This is a genomic window from Pseudoalteromonas sp. HM-SA03, assembly GCF_002289345.1.
Classification (GTDB): domain Bacteria; phylum Pseudomonadota; class Gammaproteobacteria; order Enterobacterales; family Alteromonadaceae; genus Pseudoalteromonas.
Genome location: NZ_NSDG01000025.1, coordinates 34,850 through 54,152, shown reverse-complemented (window position 1 = coordinate 54,152; position 19,303 = coordinate 34,850). Strand labels below are relative to the sequence as shown.

Annotated in this window: 16 protein-coding genes; 12 read left to right on the top strand and 4 right to left on the bottom strand. The window is 43.3% G+C overall.

Translation table 11 applies throughout. The annotated features are described in order from the left end of the window. Nucleotides 1-31: 31 nt before the first annotated feature. The 7 genes from CKO50_RS05020 to CKO50_RS04990 all read left to right on the top strand — a co-directional run bounded on the left by CKO50_RS05020 (nt 32) and on the right by CKO50_RS04990 (nt 5,932). On the top strand, nt 32-679 hold the full coding sequence (locus CKO50_RS05020) for a TetR/AcrR family transcriptional regulator (protein ID WP_095727270.1): 648 nt from the start codon (nt 32-34) through the stop codon (nt 677-679). Further along, nucleotides 676-1,626, top strand: coding sequence for an HlyD family secretion protein (locus tag CKO50_RS05015; RefSeq protein WP_095727269.1), 951 nt, complete (start codon nt 676-678; stop codon nt 1,624-1,626). Before CKO50_RS05020 ends, CKO50_RS05015 begins: the two co-directional genes overlap by 4 nt. Beyond that, a complete protein-coding gene (locus CKO50_RS05010; protein ID WP_095727268.1) occupies nt 1,619-2,551 on the top strand; it encodes an ABC transporter ATP-binding protein in 933 nt (310 codons plus the stop codon). The genes CKO50_RS05015 and CKO50_RS05010 overlap by 8 nt, the downstream gene beginning before the upstream one ends. After that, the gene (locus CKO50_RS05005) at nt 2,535-3,677 is read left to right on the top strand and encodes an ABC transporter permease (protein ID WP_095727267.1); all 1,143 of its coding nucleotides are present in this window, start codon (nt 2,535-2,537) and stop codon (nt 3,675-3,677) included. Before CKO50_RS05010 ends, CKO50_RS05005 begins: the two co-directional genes overlap by 17 nt. Before the next feature lie 62 nt (nt 3,678-3,739). Further along, on the top strand, nt 3,740-4,366 hold the full coding sequence (locus tag CKO50_RS05000; protein ID WP_095727266.1) for a LysE family translocator: 627 nt from the start codon (nt 3,740-3,742) through the stop codon (nt 4,364-4,366). A gap of 49 nt (nt 4,367-4,415) precedes the next feature. Further along, complete coding sequence (locus CKO50_RS04995) at nt 4,416-5,216, top strand: AraC family transcriptional regulator (protein ID WP_095727265.1); 801 nt, start codon at nt 4,416-4,418, stop codon at nt 5,214-5,216. A gap of 92 nt (nt 5,217-5,308) precedes the next feature. After that, entirely contained in the window at nt 5,309-5,932 is a 624-nt protein-coding gene (locus CKO50_RS04990) for a LysE family translocator (protein ID WP_095727264.1), read from the top strand. A 56-nt stretch (nt 5,933-5,988) separates the two neighbouring features. On the opposite strand, the gene metG is transcribed toward CKO50_RS04990, so the two are convergent. Then, nucleotides 5,989-8,025 carry a methionine--tRNA ligase gene (gene metG, locus CKO50_RS04985; protein ID WP_095727263.1) on the bottom strand — a complete coding sequence of 679 codons (2,037 nt, stop codon included), beginning with the start codon at nt 8,023-8,025 and terminating at the stop codon, nt 5,989-5,991. A 202-nt stretch (nt 8,026-8,227) separates the two neighbouring features. On the opposite strand from metG, the gene apbC reads away from it, so the two are divergent. From apbC to CKO50_RS04970, 3 genes are all read left to right on the top strand, one after another. Then, nucleotides 8,228-9,334 (top strand): iron-sulfur cluster carrier protein ApbC, encoded by a 1,107-nt coding sequence (apbC, locus tag CKO50_RS04980; RefSeq protein WP_095727262.1) that lies wholly within the window; start codon nt 8,228-8,230, stop codon nt 9,332-9,334. A gap of 2 nt (nt 9,335-9,336) precedes the next feature. Next, a complete protein-coding gene (gene dcd, locus CKO50_RS04975; protein WP_010371648.1) occupies nt 9,337-9,921 on the top strand; it encodes a dCTP deaminase in 585 nt (194 codons plus the stop codon). 459 nt (nt 9,922-10,380) lie between these two features. Next, a complete protein-coding gene (locus CKO50_RS04970; protein WP_095727261.1) occupies nt 10,381-12,846 on the top strand; it encodes an EAL domain-containing protein in 2,466 nt (821 codons plus the stop codon). Here CKO50_RS04970 and CKO50_RS04965 read toward each other — a convergent pair. Continuing rightward, on the bottom strand, nt 12,806-13,594 hold the full coding sequence (locus CKO50_RS04965) for a CLCA_X family protein (protein WP_095727260.1): 789 nt from the start codon (nt 13,592-13,594) through the stop codon (nt 12,806-12,808). The two genes, CKO50_RS04970 and CKO50_RS04965, sit on opposite strands and share 41 nt — an antisense overlap. Nucleotides 13,595-13,603: 9 nt before the next feature. After that, entirely contained in the window at nt 13,604-14,194 is a 591-nt protein-coding gene (locus CKO50_RS04960) for a tRNA-uridine aminocarboxypropyltransferase (protein ID WP_095727259.1), read from the bottom strand. Nucleotides 14,195-14,313: 119 nt separating this feature from the next. Between CKO50_RS04960 and CKO50_RS04955 the strand changes: the two genes are divergently transcribed. Both CKO50_RS04955 and CKO50_RS04950 read left to right on the top strand, forming a co-directional pair. Next, nucleotides 14,314-14,658, top strand: coding sequence for an Hpt domain-containing protein (locus CKO50_RS04955; RefSeq protein WP_039495682.1), 345 nt, complete (start codon nt 14,314-14,316; stop codon nt 14,656-14,658). A 187-nt stretch (nt 14,659-14,845) separates the two neighbouring features. After that, complete coding sequence (locus tag CKO50_RS04950; RefSeq protein ID WP_095727258.1) at nt 14,846-16,060, top strand: pyridoxal phosphate-dependent aminotransferase; 1,215 nt, start codon at nt 14,846-14,848, stop codon at nt 16,058-16,060. Nucleotides 16,061-16,127: 67 nt separating this feature from the next. Here CKO50_RS04950 and CKO50_RS04945 read toward each other — a convergent pair whose 3' ends face one another. Continuing rightward, nucleotides 16,128-19,298 carry an efflux RND transporter permease subunit gene (locus CKO50_RS04945; protein WP_095727257.1) on the bottom strand — a complete coding sequence of 1,057 codons (3,171 nt, stop codon included), beginning with the start codon at nt 19,296-19,298 and terminating at the stop codon, nt 16,128-16,130. Nucleotides 19,299-19,303: the final 5 nt, after the last annotated feature.

Here is a 19,303-nt window from a genome sequence, read left to right as displayed (position 1 = left end):
ATATTAATCAAGTGATTAATGGAGTTGAAACATGACAAATAAGCTAACGGAAGCCGCTGTTACCCCGAGAGAAAAGCTCATCACCGCTGGTAAATGTTTGTTTATTAACCGCGGATATAATCGAGTCACGACCAGAGCAATTGCGGACCTTGCAGAGGTAAATATTGCTTTGATTAAGTACTACTTCGGCGATAAAGCAGGGCTGTTTGAAGCGGTATTTCGCGAAGTTGCGGCACCTCTACTGAGCTTGCTTGAAGGGATTAAAAAATCACAGTTACGCGAACTCTCACCGCTCATTTTAACTCAGTTTATAGAGCGTTACTTTCAGGTGATGAGCCAATACCCAACGCTACCTAAGATCATTTTTATGGCACTACATGATATGCACTCTAAAGAGCATGAAATCATAAAAAAGATTTTCTTTGAGCATGTAGAGAACGGTGTCAGTACTTTAAATTCGACCTTTCAAACGCTTTCGCCTGCAGAGCCCATTCGAGCTGAATGGTTACTTTTAACCTGTCTTGGCTTGTCGGCATTTCCTTTTTTGGTGCCACCTGTGATGCAGCCGCTACTTGGTATCAAAAACTCGGATACTGAGCAGTGGCGCTCCCTTGGCAAACATCAGCAAGCTATTTTTAACGTGTTTCTATCCCAGCATATTGAACGGAAAACATCATGAAAGCACCGTTTTACATCATTAGTTTTGTGTTATTGACGCTTTTGGTTGGTTGCTCTAAACCTGTGCGTAAAATCTTCGGCATTATTGAACGACCGCAGGTGCAGATCAGCAGCCCAACCGGAGAGTTATTAATTGAGTTGCTGGTCGAGCGCGGCGATAAAGTGGTAAAAGGACAGCCACTGGCAAAAATCGATGACGTAGTGCAGCAACAACAGGTTAATGCTATTGAACAGCAAATCGCGCGCTTGCAAGCGCAATATAGATTGTTACTCTCTGGCACCAGAGTTGAGCAAGTCAAACAAGCCAAAGCAAGGGTGCATGCAGCACAGGCCGCTTGGGAAGAAGCTCAGCGGCAACTTGTTCGACAGAGGCAGTTAATCAAAGACAAGTTGACCTCTCAAGATAGGGTCGATGCCGCCTTTGCCAATGTCGAGTCGGCACTTGGTATTTTGCAAGAGGCTCAAGCGCGTTTGAAAGAGCTTGAAAATGGCACGAGAGAGGAGACAATCGAACAAGCAAAAATCGCAATTGCAGAAGCACAAACACAGCTAATTATCGCCAACAAACAGCTCGCTGATCTTACCCTTAAAGCACCCACTTCCGGCATTGTCGAAGATTTACCTTGGCTTGTTGGTGAGCGTCCCATTAAAGGCGCACCGATTATTTTGCTGGCTGCTGACGACAAAACATTCGCACGGCTTTATCTGCCGCAAACCCAGCTTGCTAAAGTCTCTTTGGGAAGTGTGCTAAACGTGCATTTCGATGGCAGTGATAAAAGTCTACAGGGCACCGTCAGCTACATTAGCCAAAGCGCGAGCTTCACGCCTTATTTTGCACTTTCACAAAAGGAAAGAGCACGTTTAATGTATGTGGTGGAAGTGGTGTTCACTGATAAAGTGACTGTCCCTTCAGGCACGCCGGTATGGGTGGAGCTGCAAAATGACTAAGGAAATCGTGATCCAAAGTGAAGGTTTGGGTAAGCAGTTTAACGACTATTGGGCGGTTTCAGACCTAGACCTTACCGTAAAACAGGGCGAAATTTACGGTTTTCTGGGGCCAAATGGCTGTGGAAAATCAACCACAATCCGGATGTTGACTGGACTGTTAACACCAACCACAGGTCATATCAGTATTATGGGAAAGGATGTGCAGGCACATGGTGAAAGCTTGCGTAATCGACTAGGCTACATGACACAAAAATTCTCCCTATACGAGTCGCTAAGTGTGCTGGAGAATCTCGAGTTTGTGGCGAAAATTTATGGTTTATCACGCAATGATGTTAAGCGTAGAGTGGCTGAGCTGCTACAGGAATACCAATTAGAAGATAAAAAATCGGTGCAGTCCGGTGCATTGAGTGGTGGACAAAAACAACGCCTAGCGCTTGCCGCCGCTGTTATTCATAAACCAGAGTTGCTCTTTTTAGATGAGCCGACGTCAGCGGTTGACCCGGAAAATCGTCGTGCATTTTGGGAGCAGTTATTTAGTTTAAGTGCGCAGGGCACGACCATTTTAGTGTCTACCCATTATATGGACGAGGCAGAGCGTTGTCACCGCCTTGCTATCTTAGAGCAAGGTGTAAAGCGTGCGGATGATAGTCCCATCGCGCTGATGGAACAGTTAAGGGTTTCTGTGTGCGAAGTTGTGGGTGACGACGTTGCGGCATTAAAAACACGTTTAGCTTCATTACCCAGTGTGATTTCCGTCTCCCAAATAGGTGCTCGCCTTAGGGTATTGATAAACAAAAAAGAATCACAACCTCTGGCATTATTGCGAGCTGAATCTGGAGGTGGTTATGAAGTGGATTTCACTCGCACTAACCTCGAGGATGTGTTTGTAACGAGCACAGGGAGGGGCTATGCTGAGCTTGCGTAGGTTAAATGCCATCGTCAGTAAAGAGTTTATGCAGCTGGCACGCGACCGTATTACCTTTGCGATGATTGTGATGTTGCCATTGGCGCAGCTGTTGCTATTTGGTTATGCAATTAATACTGATGTGAGACATGTTTCCGCAGGTATTGTAGATTTTAGTCAGACTTATCAATCCAGACAGTTGATCCAAACCGCAGCCAACACTCAAGTTGTTGACTTTATCGGCTATTACGATTCAATTGCGGCGGCTGAGCAGGCCATTACCAGAGCAAAGGTGAATACCGTGTTGGTTATTCCTGCTGATTTTGTGCGTCGGCAGCTCAATCGTGATTATCAACTAAGTGGCTATAAAGTGGGTAATAGTACTGCGCAACATAGCGTTGCACAGTGGTTGATTGATGGTTCCGATCCGCTATTGAGTGGTGCCGTGGCAGGACTCAGCAAGTTGCCAATTAGCATCAAAAGGTTACCTATGTCTGCACTGCCAGACCCAGCTTTTGCGCTGCAAAATTACTTTAACCCAGAGAAACGTTCGTCGGTTAATATTATTCCCGGTTTGATTGCTATTATATTAACGATGACGATGATCCTATTTACCTCCTCAGCGCTGGTTAGAGAGCGTGAGCAGGGTAATATGGAATTTCTTATCACCACACCGGTTCGGCCAACCGAACTGATGTTAGGTAAAATTCTACCTTACATTCTTGTAGGCTTTATTCAAATGGCGATAATACTATTTTTAGGACATTGGCTATTTGATGTACCGCTCAATTTTGATATGCCAAGTTTACTTATCGTGACGTTGTTGTTTATCACCGCGAGCCTTACCTTAGGACTGTTGATCTCCACCAAAGCCAAGAACCAATTACAAGCAATGCAAATGACGGTTTTTGTGTTACTGCCTGCGATATTGCTATCAGGATTTATGTTCCCATTTGCCGCGATGCCAAGAGCGGCGCAATACCTTGCAGAGATCTTACCTGCCACACATTACGTACGGTCGATCCGAGCTGTGGTACTTCGAGGCGCGCACTTTAGCGATTTGTATTTTGATTTACTCTGTTTGGTCGCTTTTAGTGTGATTGGCTTTATGATTGCGACGATGCGCTTTAAAAAGCGATTAGATTAGTTGTGTAAATATTCAGGTACTGATAGTTTACAGTGAAGTGTTGTTTTAAAAGGAAAATTTTGATGGACTTGCAATCTCTCGCCGTATTTGCGGTGGCGTGTCTCGCGATTAACCTCATCCCTGGTCCCGATGTGATCTATATTGTGTCTAACACAATGAAAGGCAAAATGTCAGCAGGACTAAAGGCTGCGCTGGGTTTAGGCACCGGTTATTTCGTTCATACAATTGCCGCTTGTTTAGGATTATCAGCAATTATTTTAAGCTCAGCCTTTGCGTTTAGTGTGGTGAAGTGGCTTGGCGCTGCTTACCTAGTTTTTTTAGGGATTCAGTCGTTATTATCGATGTGGCGTGGCGATAGTCAACTGCAGTTAAAACAAACCGAGGTTGCAACAGGTAATGTCTTTATGCAGGGGGTATTGGTAAGTGTTTTAAACCCTAAAGTGGCTTTGTTTTTCTTATCCTTTTTACCACAATTTGTTGACCTTTCAGCACATTCCACTTCGCTGCAAATTTTAACGCTCGGCATGTTGTTTAGTGCCTTGGCGACACTTTGTAACTTGATTTACGCGGTAGCCGGAAGCTGGCTATTCAATCGTCCTAATGCTAAGCGGTACTCTCGTGCTCTTGAAGGTATCTCGGGCGTATTGCTGCTGGGATTAGCTGGAAAAGTTATCGCGAGCGAGAAGTAGAGTAATCAAAGGTGACTAAAAAAGGTAATCCTAAGTAGTAGAGTTACACGTGGAAAAGTCTAAAATCTGGAAAGACAAGTCTGTTGAGGGTGTCGAGCTTTTATCAGCGCAATATACTAAGTTTGAGTTTGCCAAACATTGGCATGACGAATTGGCCATTGGCGTGATAGAAGAAGGTGCTGAAGGTATTCTCTATGGCGGGCAAAAGTTAATAGTGCCTAAACATCACGTTGTTGCTATCAACCCTTCTGAAGTGCACACCGGATTCCCAGGTGTGCCAAGCGGATGGCGCTATCGAATGTTTTATTTTGATCTCGCATTTCTACAGCGACTTTTTGATAATATGAGTGTGTACTTAGCGCCTGTTGTTAATCGCACCATCATTGATGATAATCGTCTATTTTTAGGTTTATTGCAGCTTCATCAAGCCATGGAGCAAGCCAGTTTCACACTGACAAAAGAGTCGTTGTTGCTGATGACTTTAGAAAAGGTGTTTACTCAGTATGGCTCAGTGACAAACCCTGAAAACACTGCTTTTATTGATACTCACAGCGTGTTTCGTGCAAGAGATTATCTTTTTGATAACTGGCAAGAGAACATTTCACTCAATGACTTAGAGTGTTTAACGGACAGCACTCGGTTTCAATTAATTAAAGGTTTTAATTCTGCATTTGGCCTGACTCCACACCAATTCCTCCTGCAAATTAAAATCCAAAAGGCCAAGCTGCTGCTTGCTAAGGGCATGACGTGTGTAGACACGGCGCTAACCTGTGGCTTTTATGATCAAAGCCATTTTAGTCGCAACTTTAAGCGGGCATATGGGGTATCACCGTCTAATTACAGGTGCTGATATCTAGGCTTTTGGCTTATTTCAATTTTGTACAAGAACATGCCTTGCGATTTCTGTACTTTGTGTGCTTTCACAAAGGAGAAGTTTCAACCATGAGTTTGTTTATCATTTGGTTTAGTGCCATGTTCCCGTTAGTTTTTAGTCCAGGACCTGCAAATATCGTATTTGCTGCATCAGGTGCCAATGTCGGAGTGAGGCGATCATTAGGACTCTTGGCCGGAGTTGACGTTGTGTATATTCTAAAGTCGCTGCTGGTGGGGTATAGTCTTGGCAAAGTCGTTGAGTCTCACCCCATGGCTTTGAATATTATGCAATTGATAGGTGCAATATACCTTATATATCTGGCAACGAAGTTTTTTGCCGCGACTAAGAACATCTCAGCAAATGATAGCAAAAAATTAGGTTTTATAGATGGGGCGTTGCTGCAAATCTTGAATAGCAAAGGATGGGTATTAGTCTTTATTATGTTTACGCTTTTTAGTGAGCAAGCAAATGATACCTTCGGCGCGTTGGGCAATTTAATTCTGGTGTTATGGCTTGCGATACTCAACATTTCGGTGCATTTGGTGTGGATTAAAGCTGGCGACTTGTTGGCACGAGTGTCGAATAACCCAAATTATAATAAATGGTTGAATCGGTTTTACGGCGGCTGTTTGTATCTGGTCGCGGCTTGGTTAATTTTCGATAATGAAATTTGGCGCGAAGGTTTGATCTGAGCAAAACTAAAGGCTTCTAAATCGAAGCCTTTATTTGTATACAAGTAATAGGATGATTACATCACTCGCATGCCAGGCTGTGAACCTTCGTCTGGGTTCAAGATGTAAATTTCTTTACCACCAGGGCCTGCAGCTAACACCATGCCTTCTGACATACCAAAACGCATCTTGCGAGGTTTTAGGTTTGCAACCATTACGGTTAACTTGCCAATAAGATCTTCAGGTGAATAAGCAGACTTAATGCCAGCAAACACCTGGCGCGTTTCACCACCTAAATCAAGCGTAAGTTTAAGCAGTTTATCTGCACCTTCAACATGCTCTGCGTTGGCAATTCTTGCGACACGCAGATCAACTTTGGCAAAATCATCGAATTCGATTTCCGCAGCGATTGGCTCTTTGGCAAGCGGGCTATTCGGATCTGCTGCTACAGATTGACCACCCACTTTCTTTTCAAGACTTTCTTTAGATGACTCGATCATCGCATTCACTTTATCAAGTTCAACACGTTGCATTAGTGCCTTGAACTTATTGATTTCATGATTAACAAGGGCGTTGTCAACGCTTTCCCAACTTAGCTCAGTGTTCAAGAAAGCTTCTACATTTTTCGCCATACCAGGAAGGATAGGCTTTAAATAAGTAAGTAGTACGCGGAATAGGTTAAGACCCATAGAGCACACTTGATGTGCACGCTCAAGCGTCTCTTCATTCTTTGCAAGTACCCAAGGCGCTTCGGCATCAATAAACTGGTTTGCTTTGTCAGCAAGGGTCATGATCTCACGCACTGCGCGGCTGTATTCGCGGTTTTCAAAATGTGTCGCGATTGAATCCTTTGCAGCAACAAAGCTAGTTAGTAGCGCTTCGTCCATAACAGAGCCGCTTAGCTTGCCGTCAAATTTCTTAGTAATAAAGCCTGCGCAGCGACTCGCGATGTTTACCACTTTGCCCACTAAGTCTGAGTTTACGCGTGCCGCGAAATCTTCTAAGTTGAGGTCTAAATCCGTAACGCCGCTGTTTAGTTTAGCCGCGTAGTAATAACGTAAATATTCAGGATCTAAGTGTTCAAGGTAGGTACGAGCCTTTACAAAAGTGCCTTTTGACTTAGACATCTTAGCGCCATTTACGGTGACAAAACCGTGAGCGAATACGTTATTTGGTTTACGGAAATTAGCGCCATCAAGCATTGCAGGCCAAAATAGGCTGTGGAAGTAGATGATGTCTTTACCGATAAAGTGATAAAGCTCGGCGTCAGAGCCTTCACCCCAAAACTCGTCAAAGTTTAGGCCTTGTTTCTCGCAAAGGTTTTTGAAGCTTGCCATGTAACCGATTGGTGCATCCAACCAAACATAGAAATATTTGCCAGGCGCGCCTGGGATTTCAAAACCAAAATAGGGGGCGTCACGGCTGATATCCCACTGCTGCAAGCCGTCTGCAAACCATTCGTCTAGCTTGTTCGCCATTTCAGATTGCAGACTACCTGAGCGTAGCCATGTTTTTAGCATGTCTTCGAATGCTGGTAAGTCAAAGAAGTAATGCTCTGAATCTTTCAAGATAGGTGTCGCACCAGACATCACAGATTTTGGCTCAATCAACTCTGTTGGGCTGTAGGTTGCACCGCAGGCATCACAGCTATCGCCATTTTGATCTTCAGACTTACAAGTCGGGCAAGTACCAGTAACAAAACGATCTGGTAGGAAAATGCCTTTCTCTGGGTCAAATAACTGTGAAATCGTGCGCTTTTTGATATAGCCCTTTTCGTCTAAACGAGTGTAGATAAGCTCGCTTAGTTCACGGTTTTCGTTACTATGTGTGCTGTGATAGTTATCAAACTCGATATTGAAGTCTGCAAAGTCACGCTGACGCTCAATACTTACCTGCTTAACCATTTCTTCAGGTGTGATACCTTGCTTCTGTGCATTTAGCATGATTGGCGTGCCGTGCGCATCGTCTGCACATACATAATAGGCTTCATGGCCTTGTAACTTTTGGAAGCGAGCCCAAATATCGGTTTGAATATATTCCAGCAAGTGGCCTAAGTGAGTGGGGCCATTTGCGTATGGTAATGCACTGGTAATGAGAATTTTTCTCTTCGTCATAACGATTCCATGAATTTAGCGCGATCTTTCTAATTGATGGTGTTGAATTGGTTGATTATTCACCGAGTTAACACTTGTATGGACAAGTGTGCTTAGTGACTCACCTTCGTTCAGACCATGAACCGCGAATTGACTGGTTTTAATGAGTTGAATGTTACATAATTCCGTGGCTATTTTCATCACCCAGAGGAGTTTAATTTGTATGTTTGGACTGGAAAAATGGTTTGCCAAGGGAAAAAACACCAAACAGGCAATCATTGAGCTTTTAAATGGCTATCGTAGTGCGACATTACCAGTAGGTATTGATGCCAATTGGGTCATCAAAACGCAAGAGTCAAAAACGCAAATCCAAGTACATATTAATTTCCCGTTTGCTATTCAATGTGATCAAGAAATTGCCAGTTATCTGCAGCAACACTTAGGTAAGCCAATTGAGGTGACATCGAAAGTCGTCGTAGTCGTCGGCAGACCAAAATTTAAAGCCATTAAACATATTATTCTTGTTGCCTCGGGTAAGGGCGGGGTGGGTAAGTCTACCACTGCGATTAATTTGGCGTATGCGCTACGTGCTCAAGGCGCGAAAGTCGGTGTGCTAGATGCTGATATTTATGGCCCTTCGCTACCTAGTTTACTGGCTCTTGAGGATGAAAAACCTCAGGCGAAAGATGATAAAACCTTACTACCAATTGAAAAGTCGGGTATTAAAGCCATGTCTATCGGCTTTTTGGTCCCAGCAGAGGACGCCACTGTTTGGCGAGGACCAATGGCTTCTCAAGCGCTTACTCAGTTGTTAAATGAAACGGATTGGGGTGAGCTGGATTATCTGATTGTTGATATGCCGCCAGGCACAGGAGATATCCAACTGACCATGACGCAAAAAGTGCCAGCCAGTGGTGCGGTGATTGTCACTACACCGCAGACCTTGGCGCTAGCAGATGCACAGAAGGGTATCGCGATGTTTGAAAAAGTACAGCTCCCCATTTTAGGTTTGGTCGAAAATATGAGTTACTTCAACTGTGGGCAGTGTGGTAGCCGTAACCATATTTTTGGTCACTCCGGTGGCACTACGTTGGCGAGTCGCTATGGTGTACCTTTGCTTGCGGAAGTACCGCTTAACGAACAGATCAGAACAGCAACGGAGCAGGGCGAAGATATCATTGCCACAGTCCGTGAGCCTAATTCAGAAAGTAAGACTGACAATCATGGTATAGCGGATCATTATGTTGATTGTGCCCAACTGGTTGCCAGTATGTTATATTACCAATCAGACTCAACATCGGGTGTTGAGATTGTGATGACGGAAGACTAAGAATGAGATTATCGGATACCCATATTCGAGAAGCGATTGAACAACAACGCATAATCATCGAACCTACACCTAAGCCAGATATGATTTCAGGTGTTACCGTGGATTTAAGACTGGGTAACAAGTTTAGAGTGTTTCAGGACCATGCCGCGCCTTACGTTGATCTCAGTGGTCCTAAAGATCAGATCAATGCCGCGATGGAATCCATCATGAGTGACGAAATTGTGTTAGAAGATGGCCAAGCATTTTTCTTGCACCCTGGCGAACTTGCGCTGGCAATGACGTATGAAAAGGTAACCCTACCTGCCGACCTTGTTGGTTGGTTAGATGGCCGCTCGTCGCTGGCAAGGCTAGGTTTAATGGTTCACGTTACTGCGCATCGTATTGATCCCGGTTGGTCTGGAAACATTGTATTAGAGTTCTATAACTCAGGTAAGTTGCCTTTGGCACTTAGGCCAAACATGAAAATAGGTGCGATGAGCTTTGAAACGATGACAAGTGCAGCGCAGTTCCCTTATAACGAGCGTAAAGACGCCAAATATAAGGATCAAAATAGTGCGGTTGCTTCGCGTATTAGTGACGACAGTTAATTGAAAAGGTAGGCGAGAGGATTTGTGTGTAAATAGTTGGCCTATTACAAACAAATCTGACGCTTATGCTTGGAATAATAGTGGCTGGAGAACAAGTTGTTGTTCCAATCTTATAATTAAATATTTAACCCCTATAACGGCATGCCATCTTTACATTTTTGATTTCCCATCAAATAACCATAACGATTTAAATTCAATAATATTTTTGCATTTGCTTTGATCCAAACCATACTTATTAAAATGCGTTTTTTATGTTGTCGGCGAAAGCGTCATGCGAATGACTGCAGTAGACAAAGTGAAATAGGTATTAGTGCGCGAATGACGTTGCCTACTGATTTGCAAAGAAAGCCTCATCGCCAATGCTTTCGGGTTGATGGTTTTCTTGAACGTTAACGCTTGGTTCTTTGCATAACAAATAGGCTGATAAATCACCGTCAAAGTGACTCAAGGAGAATGGGTATGTGGCTTAGCGCTGCTAGGTATGTCACACTGATGTTTACGATAATTGTGTGTTGCATCTTTGCGATGTTGGCTACTGCTGAAGCGCAGCTGGCCACAGAAACGATAGAAGCAAGACCTTTAATTTCAGTAAGCTATGGTGACTTTTCCGAAGCCCAGTTTAGTGTATCGCAAGAAACGGTAATTATTCCAAAGGGCGTTGCGGTTTGGCTTCGAATCACAAACCTTGTTCGCGACGGTCTGTCAGACCAAGTACTAACTGTCGCACGTCCATCCATGGGCAGTGTTGAGTTTTTTACTACAGATCTTATTGGAAAATTAGTTCAGATCCCCGAAAGTAATAATCATACATCGTTATCCCATTTTTCACCCCATTTGGTGATTGATGCAAATAGTCAGATTGAGCCGATAATTGTTAAAGTTCAATCACCCTATGTTTCTTTGTCTAGGGTGAGTATTGAACCTTATGAAGTTTATATAGAAGATACCAATGCTCACCTATTTTTAACTGGGTTATTTCTAGGGGTGATGTTTTTATTGAGTATTTTCATGCTCAGTACTGGTATTATTTCGAAACGCGCAAGCCTGCTTTCGGTTGGAGGCTATTTGCTGTCATTAGCCTGCCTATACGTCACCCATAAAGGACTCGCTGATATTTTTTTCAGCTACCAAAATAGCATTCATTTTTTACATTACAGTGGCAGCTTTGTGTGTTTTGCACTTGGTTTCAGCCTTTTGTTTTTTCATCATTTCCTTACTAGAGATAGGCTTGATAGAAAGGTTAAGCTAACCATCAAGACGACCGCTTATATCTATTTACTAAGCGGTGTCGTTGTGGCATTTGCGAAAGTGAATTTACCTTTTGCACTTCAGTCCATAATGGTTATTGGTGCAATTGTATTAAGTACGATGATTTTGGTAAGCCAAGATAAAGACAGTCGTAAAGAAGTCTATTTTTGCTGCGCAATTTGGTCTCCCATGGTGGCGGTATTAATTGGTTTTGCTGGGAGTCAATTAATACAGCCAAGTGAGCAAATATCAATCGCAAATCATGTGTTGATCAGCCTACATTTAATGCTCTTACTACTGTTTGTGGTTTGGCACGATGCGGAAAAGCGGCGTATGTATATTCATTACGCTGAGTTTGATAAAGAGACGGCACTGCCCAATAAATTTGCCCTGTTTGGTTCGCTTGCTAAGCTTGAGGAGCAAAATAAAGCGCATACATTGTTGCTTTTTAAACCACTGATCCTGCCATCAATAAGACTGAGTTTTGGCTTAACTTTTGCGAATCAGCACATCAACAAGTTATTCAAAGAGGTCACTGAGCAGATCAATACTTATGGTAGCGCTGCCGTTGCAAATAAAGGAAACACACCTATTTACCGCCTAGAAGATCAAGTGTTTGCCATCGTGCTTGATGGTAAAATTGAGGTCAGTCAAGTTGAGCAATATGTATGTATTTTATCTGCTGTATTCGAAGAAGGGGTTGGGTATAAAGACACGCAGATTGTCGATAGTTTAGAGGTTGGGGTGGCGAATTATCCAATGCATGCAAAATCCACTGAGAAGCTTATCCAGCGCGCTCTACAGGCTCTTAATACTAAGTCACACAATGGTCAACGTTGGCATCTATTTGATGTTGAAAACTCTATTTCGACTGAGCGACAATTAAAGCTCACCTCGTTTCTTAAAAGTGCGATAGAACATGAACAGTTCAGTTTATTCTTTCAGCCGCAGGTAGATCTCAGGACTGGCAGGGTATTTGGCTCGGAAGTGCTACTGCGCTGGCTTCACCCTGAACTTGGTTACATACCTCCTGATGAATTTATTCCAATTGCGGAGTCTTCAGGGCAAATTTACGAGATCACAGAATGGGTGATTGAGCATGCACTTCATTATCAAGCTGAGATAACCAAGTTATTGCCTGAGCACGTTATTTCAATCAACGTATCTGGTCGTGACTTGAGTAGAAGAGAGCTGTCTGTACAGCTTATTACGCTTATTAATGAATTATCGCTCGCACCTTCTCAAATAATGATAGAGATCACGGAATCTGTAACGATAGGAAAAGAAGCAGAGCTTAAAGGGGTGTTAGATGATTATCGTTCTATTGGCGTAAAAGTGGCGATAGACGATTTTGGTACTGGATATTCGTCACTTGCATACTTGAGTAAACTTGGATTTGATGAACTTAAAATTGATAAAAGTTTTGTTATGGATATCGAGACATCTAAGAGCAACCAAACAATATGTAAAGCGACGTGTGATATGGCGCACAGTTTAGGATCAAGGGTGGTGGCAGAAGGGGTTGAGGATATCAATAGCTACATTCGTTTGCAGGCCTATGGCTGCGACTTTGTACAGGGCTATTTTATTTCACGTCCGTTACCGTTCACGGAATTTAAGAGTTGGCTAAGTAAAGTCACTTATGCCGGCGATATAAAATCTTTCCTAGTTCGCTGAAGTAGTGAAAAATGGGCTCAGCGCATCGTTCTCTATGTTCACATGTTGGGTAAATCCCCAGTTTTTCTTGTTCTGAACCTTTAATTCCCGCGGCCAAAAATGAATTTGATATATCGCTGTGGTAGGCAATAATGGCCTCGAACATCCGAGCTGTTAGCTCCTCAGGTAGTGCGTAATATATTTGTTTGTTTGCGCTATCGGCAATCTTGGCGGTATGAAAATACCGATTTGGTTTTTGATGTTGTTCATCTAAAAAGGTATGCGCAAAAAACGTTGCTAAAGCAGTGTTCAGAGGGTGTAATACGGTTTCGGTAGAAAGTAACCAAGCTGATGATGCAAAAGGCTTTTTTGGCTGAGTTATTAAATGCTGGCAAATATAGTGATCAAATGCATGCCACCACTCGTGGGCAAGTGCGCCACCACCGGCATTTTTTGCCAAGGCGAGTGTTCTCGTATTTGCTGCGTAATGCGCTTGAACACCTTGTTGACCGCCTGTGCCAAAAGCAAAATTAAGTGTTCCCCGAAGGCCAATGACTTCTGGTGGTACCTGCAATATTTGGGCTAGATCTGCGAGGGCATCATAAATGAAATTGGCGGATAAACGGGTTTCTTCGGGCGTAACCCAATGACCAATGGTCATGGTTTTAAAGCCAAAGGTCTGTTTGATTTCACTGAAATCAACTTGATCGCCGAATCGATAATCGGGTCCTCGGCGAGTGTATCCGCGCTGTAGTCTCGAGCTTGGCATTTTCTTCCTTTAATACCGAGCCTTAACATCATCAGGCATTCGCTTCATCTGTTCTTTCACCATGCCGGCTTGAAGTTTGTAGAGATCTGAAGTTTCGCATTGATCTACAATCTCGAGAAATTGCGCTGCCGCTTCAAGGGTTGATAAACTGTATTCATGTTTAGATTTACGGATAGTATATTCACTCGCATTTACCGAATCGAACTGAAAACTGGGTAACTGGCTTAGCCATGGGTTGAGGTTATAAAGCTTTGTGGCTTTCTTCCAAGTACCGTCCAATAAGATGATGGCATCGAGCTTTTGAGCGTGGTTATATCCTGTAGTTAAGGTCTTGGAATGACTGTTTGGGTAGAGCAGTGCGACATGATTTAAGCTGCAGAAGTTAATCAACTCTTCAAAGTCGGTGGTATTTTCTCCAACATACAACGCAAATCTGTCTAACTGCAACGCGAGGAGCTTTGCGGTATTTTTAGCGACTTTTACTTCGCTCGGATGCTGCATGATAATAACTTGAGTTGAATTTGATATCACGTTGCTAACATAGGGGCATACGCAAGTTTTTGTGGGAAACTGACAGACTGGACAGGTATTACGTTTCATGTTTGATGAGGTGTTTCTTAATATAAATCACATTTTACCATATCTTGCCCGCATTTACTTTGCACAAGAAACCAGATTTGGCTAGCATAAGTAATAGAATATTTAATTTAAGGAAAATTATGAGCATCGTAATAGATGAAGGTGCCCTAGAGAACATGCAAATGTTATTGGGCGAGCAATTCGAAGATACGGTTCATTTTTGTTGCTCTGAATTCGAGCGGTTAGAGTCGGAGTTGATGCTGAACTTGAATCAGGATCAAGAAGCTGCTATTCGTCATGCTCACAGTTTGAAATCTAACGCTGCTCAGTTTGGGGCTGCTAGTTTGAGCGATTTAGCAAAAACGATTGAGCATGCCCTCATGCAAGGGGAGCAAGATATTGTTGACGACTCTATTGAGAAGCTTGCAGCGCAAGTTGCAGGCTCAAAAGCGAAACTACAGCAGTGGGTGAGTGCACAGTCTTAAATCCAGCATAGGCCAAAGAGCGGAAATGAGGTCGTTTATACGGCCTTTTTTATTAACATTAGGCTGATACATCCCACTCCAAGCGCTTCATTTTGTATGTTGTTTTTTTGAAGCATAAAAAGTTATCACAAGCATAGAATTTAGACGGCATTGTGATATATGCTTGAGCAAAATGAGGGGGTTATAGATGCTACAAATAACAAAAAGTAATAAGCTCAACGGGGTGAGTTACGATATTCGTGGTCCAGTATTGGATCAAGCAAGAAAAATGGAAGACGAGGGCATGAAAGTCCTCAAATTAAATATTGGCAATCCGGCGGCGTTTGGCTTTGATATGCCAGAAGATATGCACCGAGACATCATAAAAAACTTATATTCTGCACAGGGGTATTGTGACTCAAAAGGATTGTATTCTGCTCGAGTTGCCGTCTATCAATATTATCAGCAAAAAAGCTTTCCCAATATTAGTGTCGATAACATTTTCATTGGCAATGGTGTCAGTGAATTGATTCAAATGACCGCACAAGCCTTACTCAATGATGGTGACGAAGTGTTGATCCCCGCACCGGATTATCCGTTATGGACTGCCGCTGTTAAATTATCAGGCGGTAATCCAGTGCATTATCTTTGTGATGAAGAGCAAGACTGGTTTCCAGATATCGAAGATATCAAGCGTAAAATCACGAGTCGTACAAAGGCATTGGTGTTGATCAACCCAAATAATCCGACCGGTGCTGTATATGACAAAGCATTGCTCGAGGCTTTAATTGACGTTGCCAGAGAACACAAGCTATTAATACTGAGTGATGAGATCTACGAAAAGATTCTATATGACGGTGCGGAGCATTTTTCAATCGCGAGCCTTTGTGATGATATCCCAGTTATCACTTTTAACGGCTTAGCAAAAACCTATCGTGCGGCCGGGATCCGCATGGGCTGGATGGTGATCAGTGGTAAGCATTCAGTGATGCAGGATTTGATTACAGGCTTAGAAATGCTTGCGTCTATGCGATTATGCGCCAATGTTCCTGCACAGTTTGCCATTCAACAAGCGCTTGGAGGCATACAATCCATCGACCAACTCATTGAACCAGGTGGGCGTTTGTATGAGCAGCGTGATATTGCGTTTAAAGGTTTAAACGATATCGAAGGGATAAGCTGTGTAAAGCCAAAGGGCGCGCTTTATGCGTTTCCAAAAGTCGACGTGAAGCGGTTTAATATTAAGAATGATGAGCGTATGGTGCTCGATTTGCTCAAAGAAGAGAAAATTCTACTTGTCCACGGACGTGCATTTAACTGGCCTAGTGCGGATCATTTTAGATTAGTGTTTTTACCACATAAAGATGATTTACAGCCTGCAATGGATAGAGTAAAGCGCTTTTTTGCGCATTACAGTCAGTAACATCTGTATTAAAAAATAAAAAAGCTCGGAAGTTTCCGAGCTTTTTTGTGGGCTAGTAATTTGTTACTTAGTGAGTATTAGAATTTAGCTCTGGTGTTGTTTGTTGGCTATCAGCCGAGCCTTTACCTTTAAACCATTTGCGGCCAACGCGTTTAAGATCTTCAAGTGCCACATATTGACAAGGGATAAGTACTAGGGTGATCACCGTGGCAAACAACACACCAAATGCAAGCGAAACTGCCATTGGAATAACAATTTTAGCTTGTAGGCTCGTTTCCATAATGATTGGTACAAGTCCGATAAAGGTGGTCAACGAAGTGAGCAAGATTGCTCTAAAGCGTTTGCATCCTGCCTCGACGGCTGCGGCTTTTAAATCGATGCCTTCTTCGCGTGCTTTATTGACAAAATCCACCATAACCAAAGAGTCGTTCACCACAACCCCCGCCACGGCAATAATGCCAAAGAAAGACAAGCTACTCATTGTCATTCCCAATATCATATGACCGAATACCGCGCCGACTACACCAAATGGGATCACAGACATGATGATGACAGGCTGAGAATAAGAACGCAGCGGAATTGCCAGTAGTGCGAAGATAATCATTAATGATAGGGCAAAGTCACGAATTTGCTCAGCAACACTCTCCATTTCTTCTTGTACGCGACCTGCCACTGCACTTTGAACGCTAGGATAATTCTTTAATAGACTAGGAAGGTACTCGTCACGAACCTGTTTTGCTATCTCAAATGGTTGTGCGATTTCTGTATCAACTGATGCCCAAACATTAATAGTGCGTTTGGCGTTTTCGCGGCGAATTCGGTTAACACCGTCGACCAATTTTACATCCGCTACTTCTACCAAGGGCACTTCTGCACCTTGAGGCGTTAAAATACGCACATCCTGAATATCACTAATGGCATCACGGTGTTCTTTTGGGTAACGGATCATTACTTTGATCTCCTCACCATCACGTAAAATACGCTGTGCCTCAAGGCCGTAATAACTGAAGTTTACTTGGGATGCAACATCCGCCAACGTCAGTCCAAGGCTGTACGCCAAAGGTTTCAGCTCAAGCTGCACTTCATCGGTTGCTGATTGCATGGAGTCGTTGATATCACCAACCCCTTCGATAGTTGCTAGCTTGTCCTTTAGTTTCTGCGCGACTTCGCGAAGCTCTTCTTTGTGTTTACCTTCTAACCTAAAGCTAATGTCTCCGTCATCACGGCCACCATTCATAATACTATCTTGAATGTTTAGCGACTTAACACCAGGCAGTGCAGGCATTGCATCACGCCATCGGGCGCTGAGTGCAAAGGTATCGATTGGGCGTGCATCTGGTTCAACCAAGATCACCATAATATTTGCGCTTGTGCGGCCGTTCATATTCACCATGTAATCACGGATCATTTTCTTGCCATACTCAGCCTCAATTTCTTTGTCGACATTCAGTACCATTTGCTCGATTTTTTGAATTGACTCAAGCGTCGCGTTTTCTGACGAGGATAAGTTCATATCAATCGAGATACGTGGAAAATCATGGGGGATTTTTGGGTTAGCAACGAACTTCACTAAGCCACCAGCAAACATCCCGGCGCTGACAATTAAAATGGTTAAAAAGCCAGCGATAACGGTATAACGGTAGTGAATACAGCGGACAATGAATGGGCGGTAGGTGTTTTCAATGAAAGATTGAAGGCCGCTATCCATTTTTTCCCTGAGGCGGTGGAACGGATTTTTAGGGTTGCTTGGTTTGTCTTTCATCGCGGCTAGATGCGCAGGTAAAACCAGTTTAGATTCAACCAAAGAGAATAATAGGCACAGAATTATCACGCCACCAATTGCTTTAGAAAATGCCGCCGTTGGACCGGTTGCTAATGTTTGCGGTAAGAAAGCTGCAACAGTAGTCAGCACACCAAAAGTGGCAGGGATAGCAACACGTTTTACGCCACGAACGACATTATCGAGGCTATGACCATGTTTTTCTATTTCAGCATGGGCGGATTCACCGACGACTATCGCGTCATCAACGACAATCCCCAGCACCAAAATAAAGGCAAACAGTGAGGCTAAGTTAATCGTTACGTCTAAATAACCCATTGGCATCATTAAAAACGCACCTAAGAAACTAACTGGCAACCCCATCATGACCCAAAATGCTAAACGTACACGTAAAAATAGAGCAAGCATTAGCATAACTAATACGCCACCTAACGCCATATTTTCTAGCATCATGTTAAGGCGGCCATTGAGGTAATAGGTCAAGTCAATAAAAGGTTCAAGTTCTACGCCTTGTGGTAGTGAACCTTTCTTTGCCTCAAGATAGTTCTTAATGATATCTGCAACTTTGGTGATGTCTTGGTCTTTTGACGCGCTAACTTCATAAACCAGTGAGTTCTTACCATTGTATTTAGAGTATTGCAGTCCTTCTTCAAAGCCATCGTTAATGGTGGCGACATCGCCTAAGCTAACCTGTGCGCCGTCAGGTAGTGTTAGCAAGGGGAGTTTTCTAAATTCATCACCGCGATAGGCTTGGTTTTCAACTCGCATTGAAATATAGCCATTTTCGGAGCGAATTTGACCGGCAGACATATTCGCTGAGAAGCTCTTTACTGCATCCGAAATCGCTCTAAAACTTAGGTCGTACTCGCGCATTTTATCTGGGCTTATCTCAACAGAAATTTCGTAGTCCAGGCCACCATCAAAACGCACAAGGTTAACGCCGGGTAACGACAGCATTTCTTCATGAATGCGATTACCAAGCTCTTTAAGATCATGGGGACTTAAGTCGCCATTGAGTGACAACCACATTACTTCTTGGTTTTCTTTTTCGTGACGTACAATAGGACGCTCCATCCCTGATGGGAAAGTTGAGACGGAGTCTACTTGCATTTTTATTTCGTCGAGTACTTCTTTAGTGTTGTACTGCTCGTCTACTTCTATCCAAGTTTGCGAATTACCACGGTTAGAGTAGGTGATCAAGCGCTTGATCCCTTCTAGACCTTCCATGGATTCCTCAATCTTAATCGTGATCCCTTCCTCGACTTCTTGAGGTGCCGCGCCCGGATACACTGCTTGAACACTTATCCAGTTACTTATGTATTGCGGAAACATTTGCTTACGGATCGAAAACGCGGTAAGCAAGCCGCCCACAATAATAAATATCATCAATAAGTTTGCTGCGACTGGGTTACGTGCAAACCAAGCAATTAAGCCTTTTTCTGTGCTTTGACTATGCATAAACT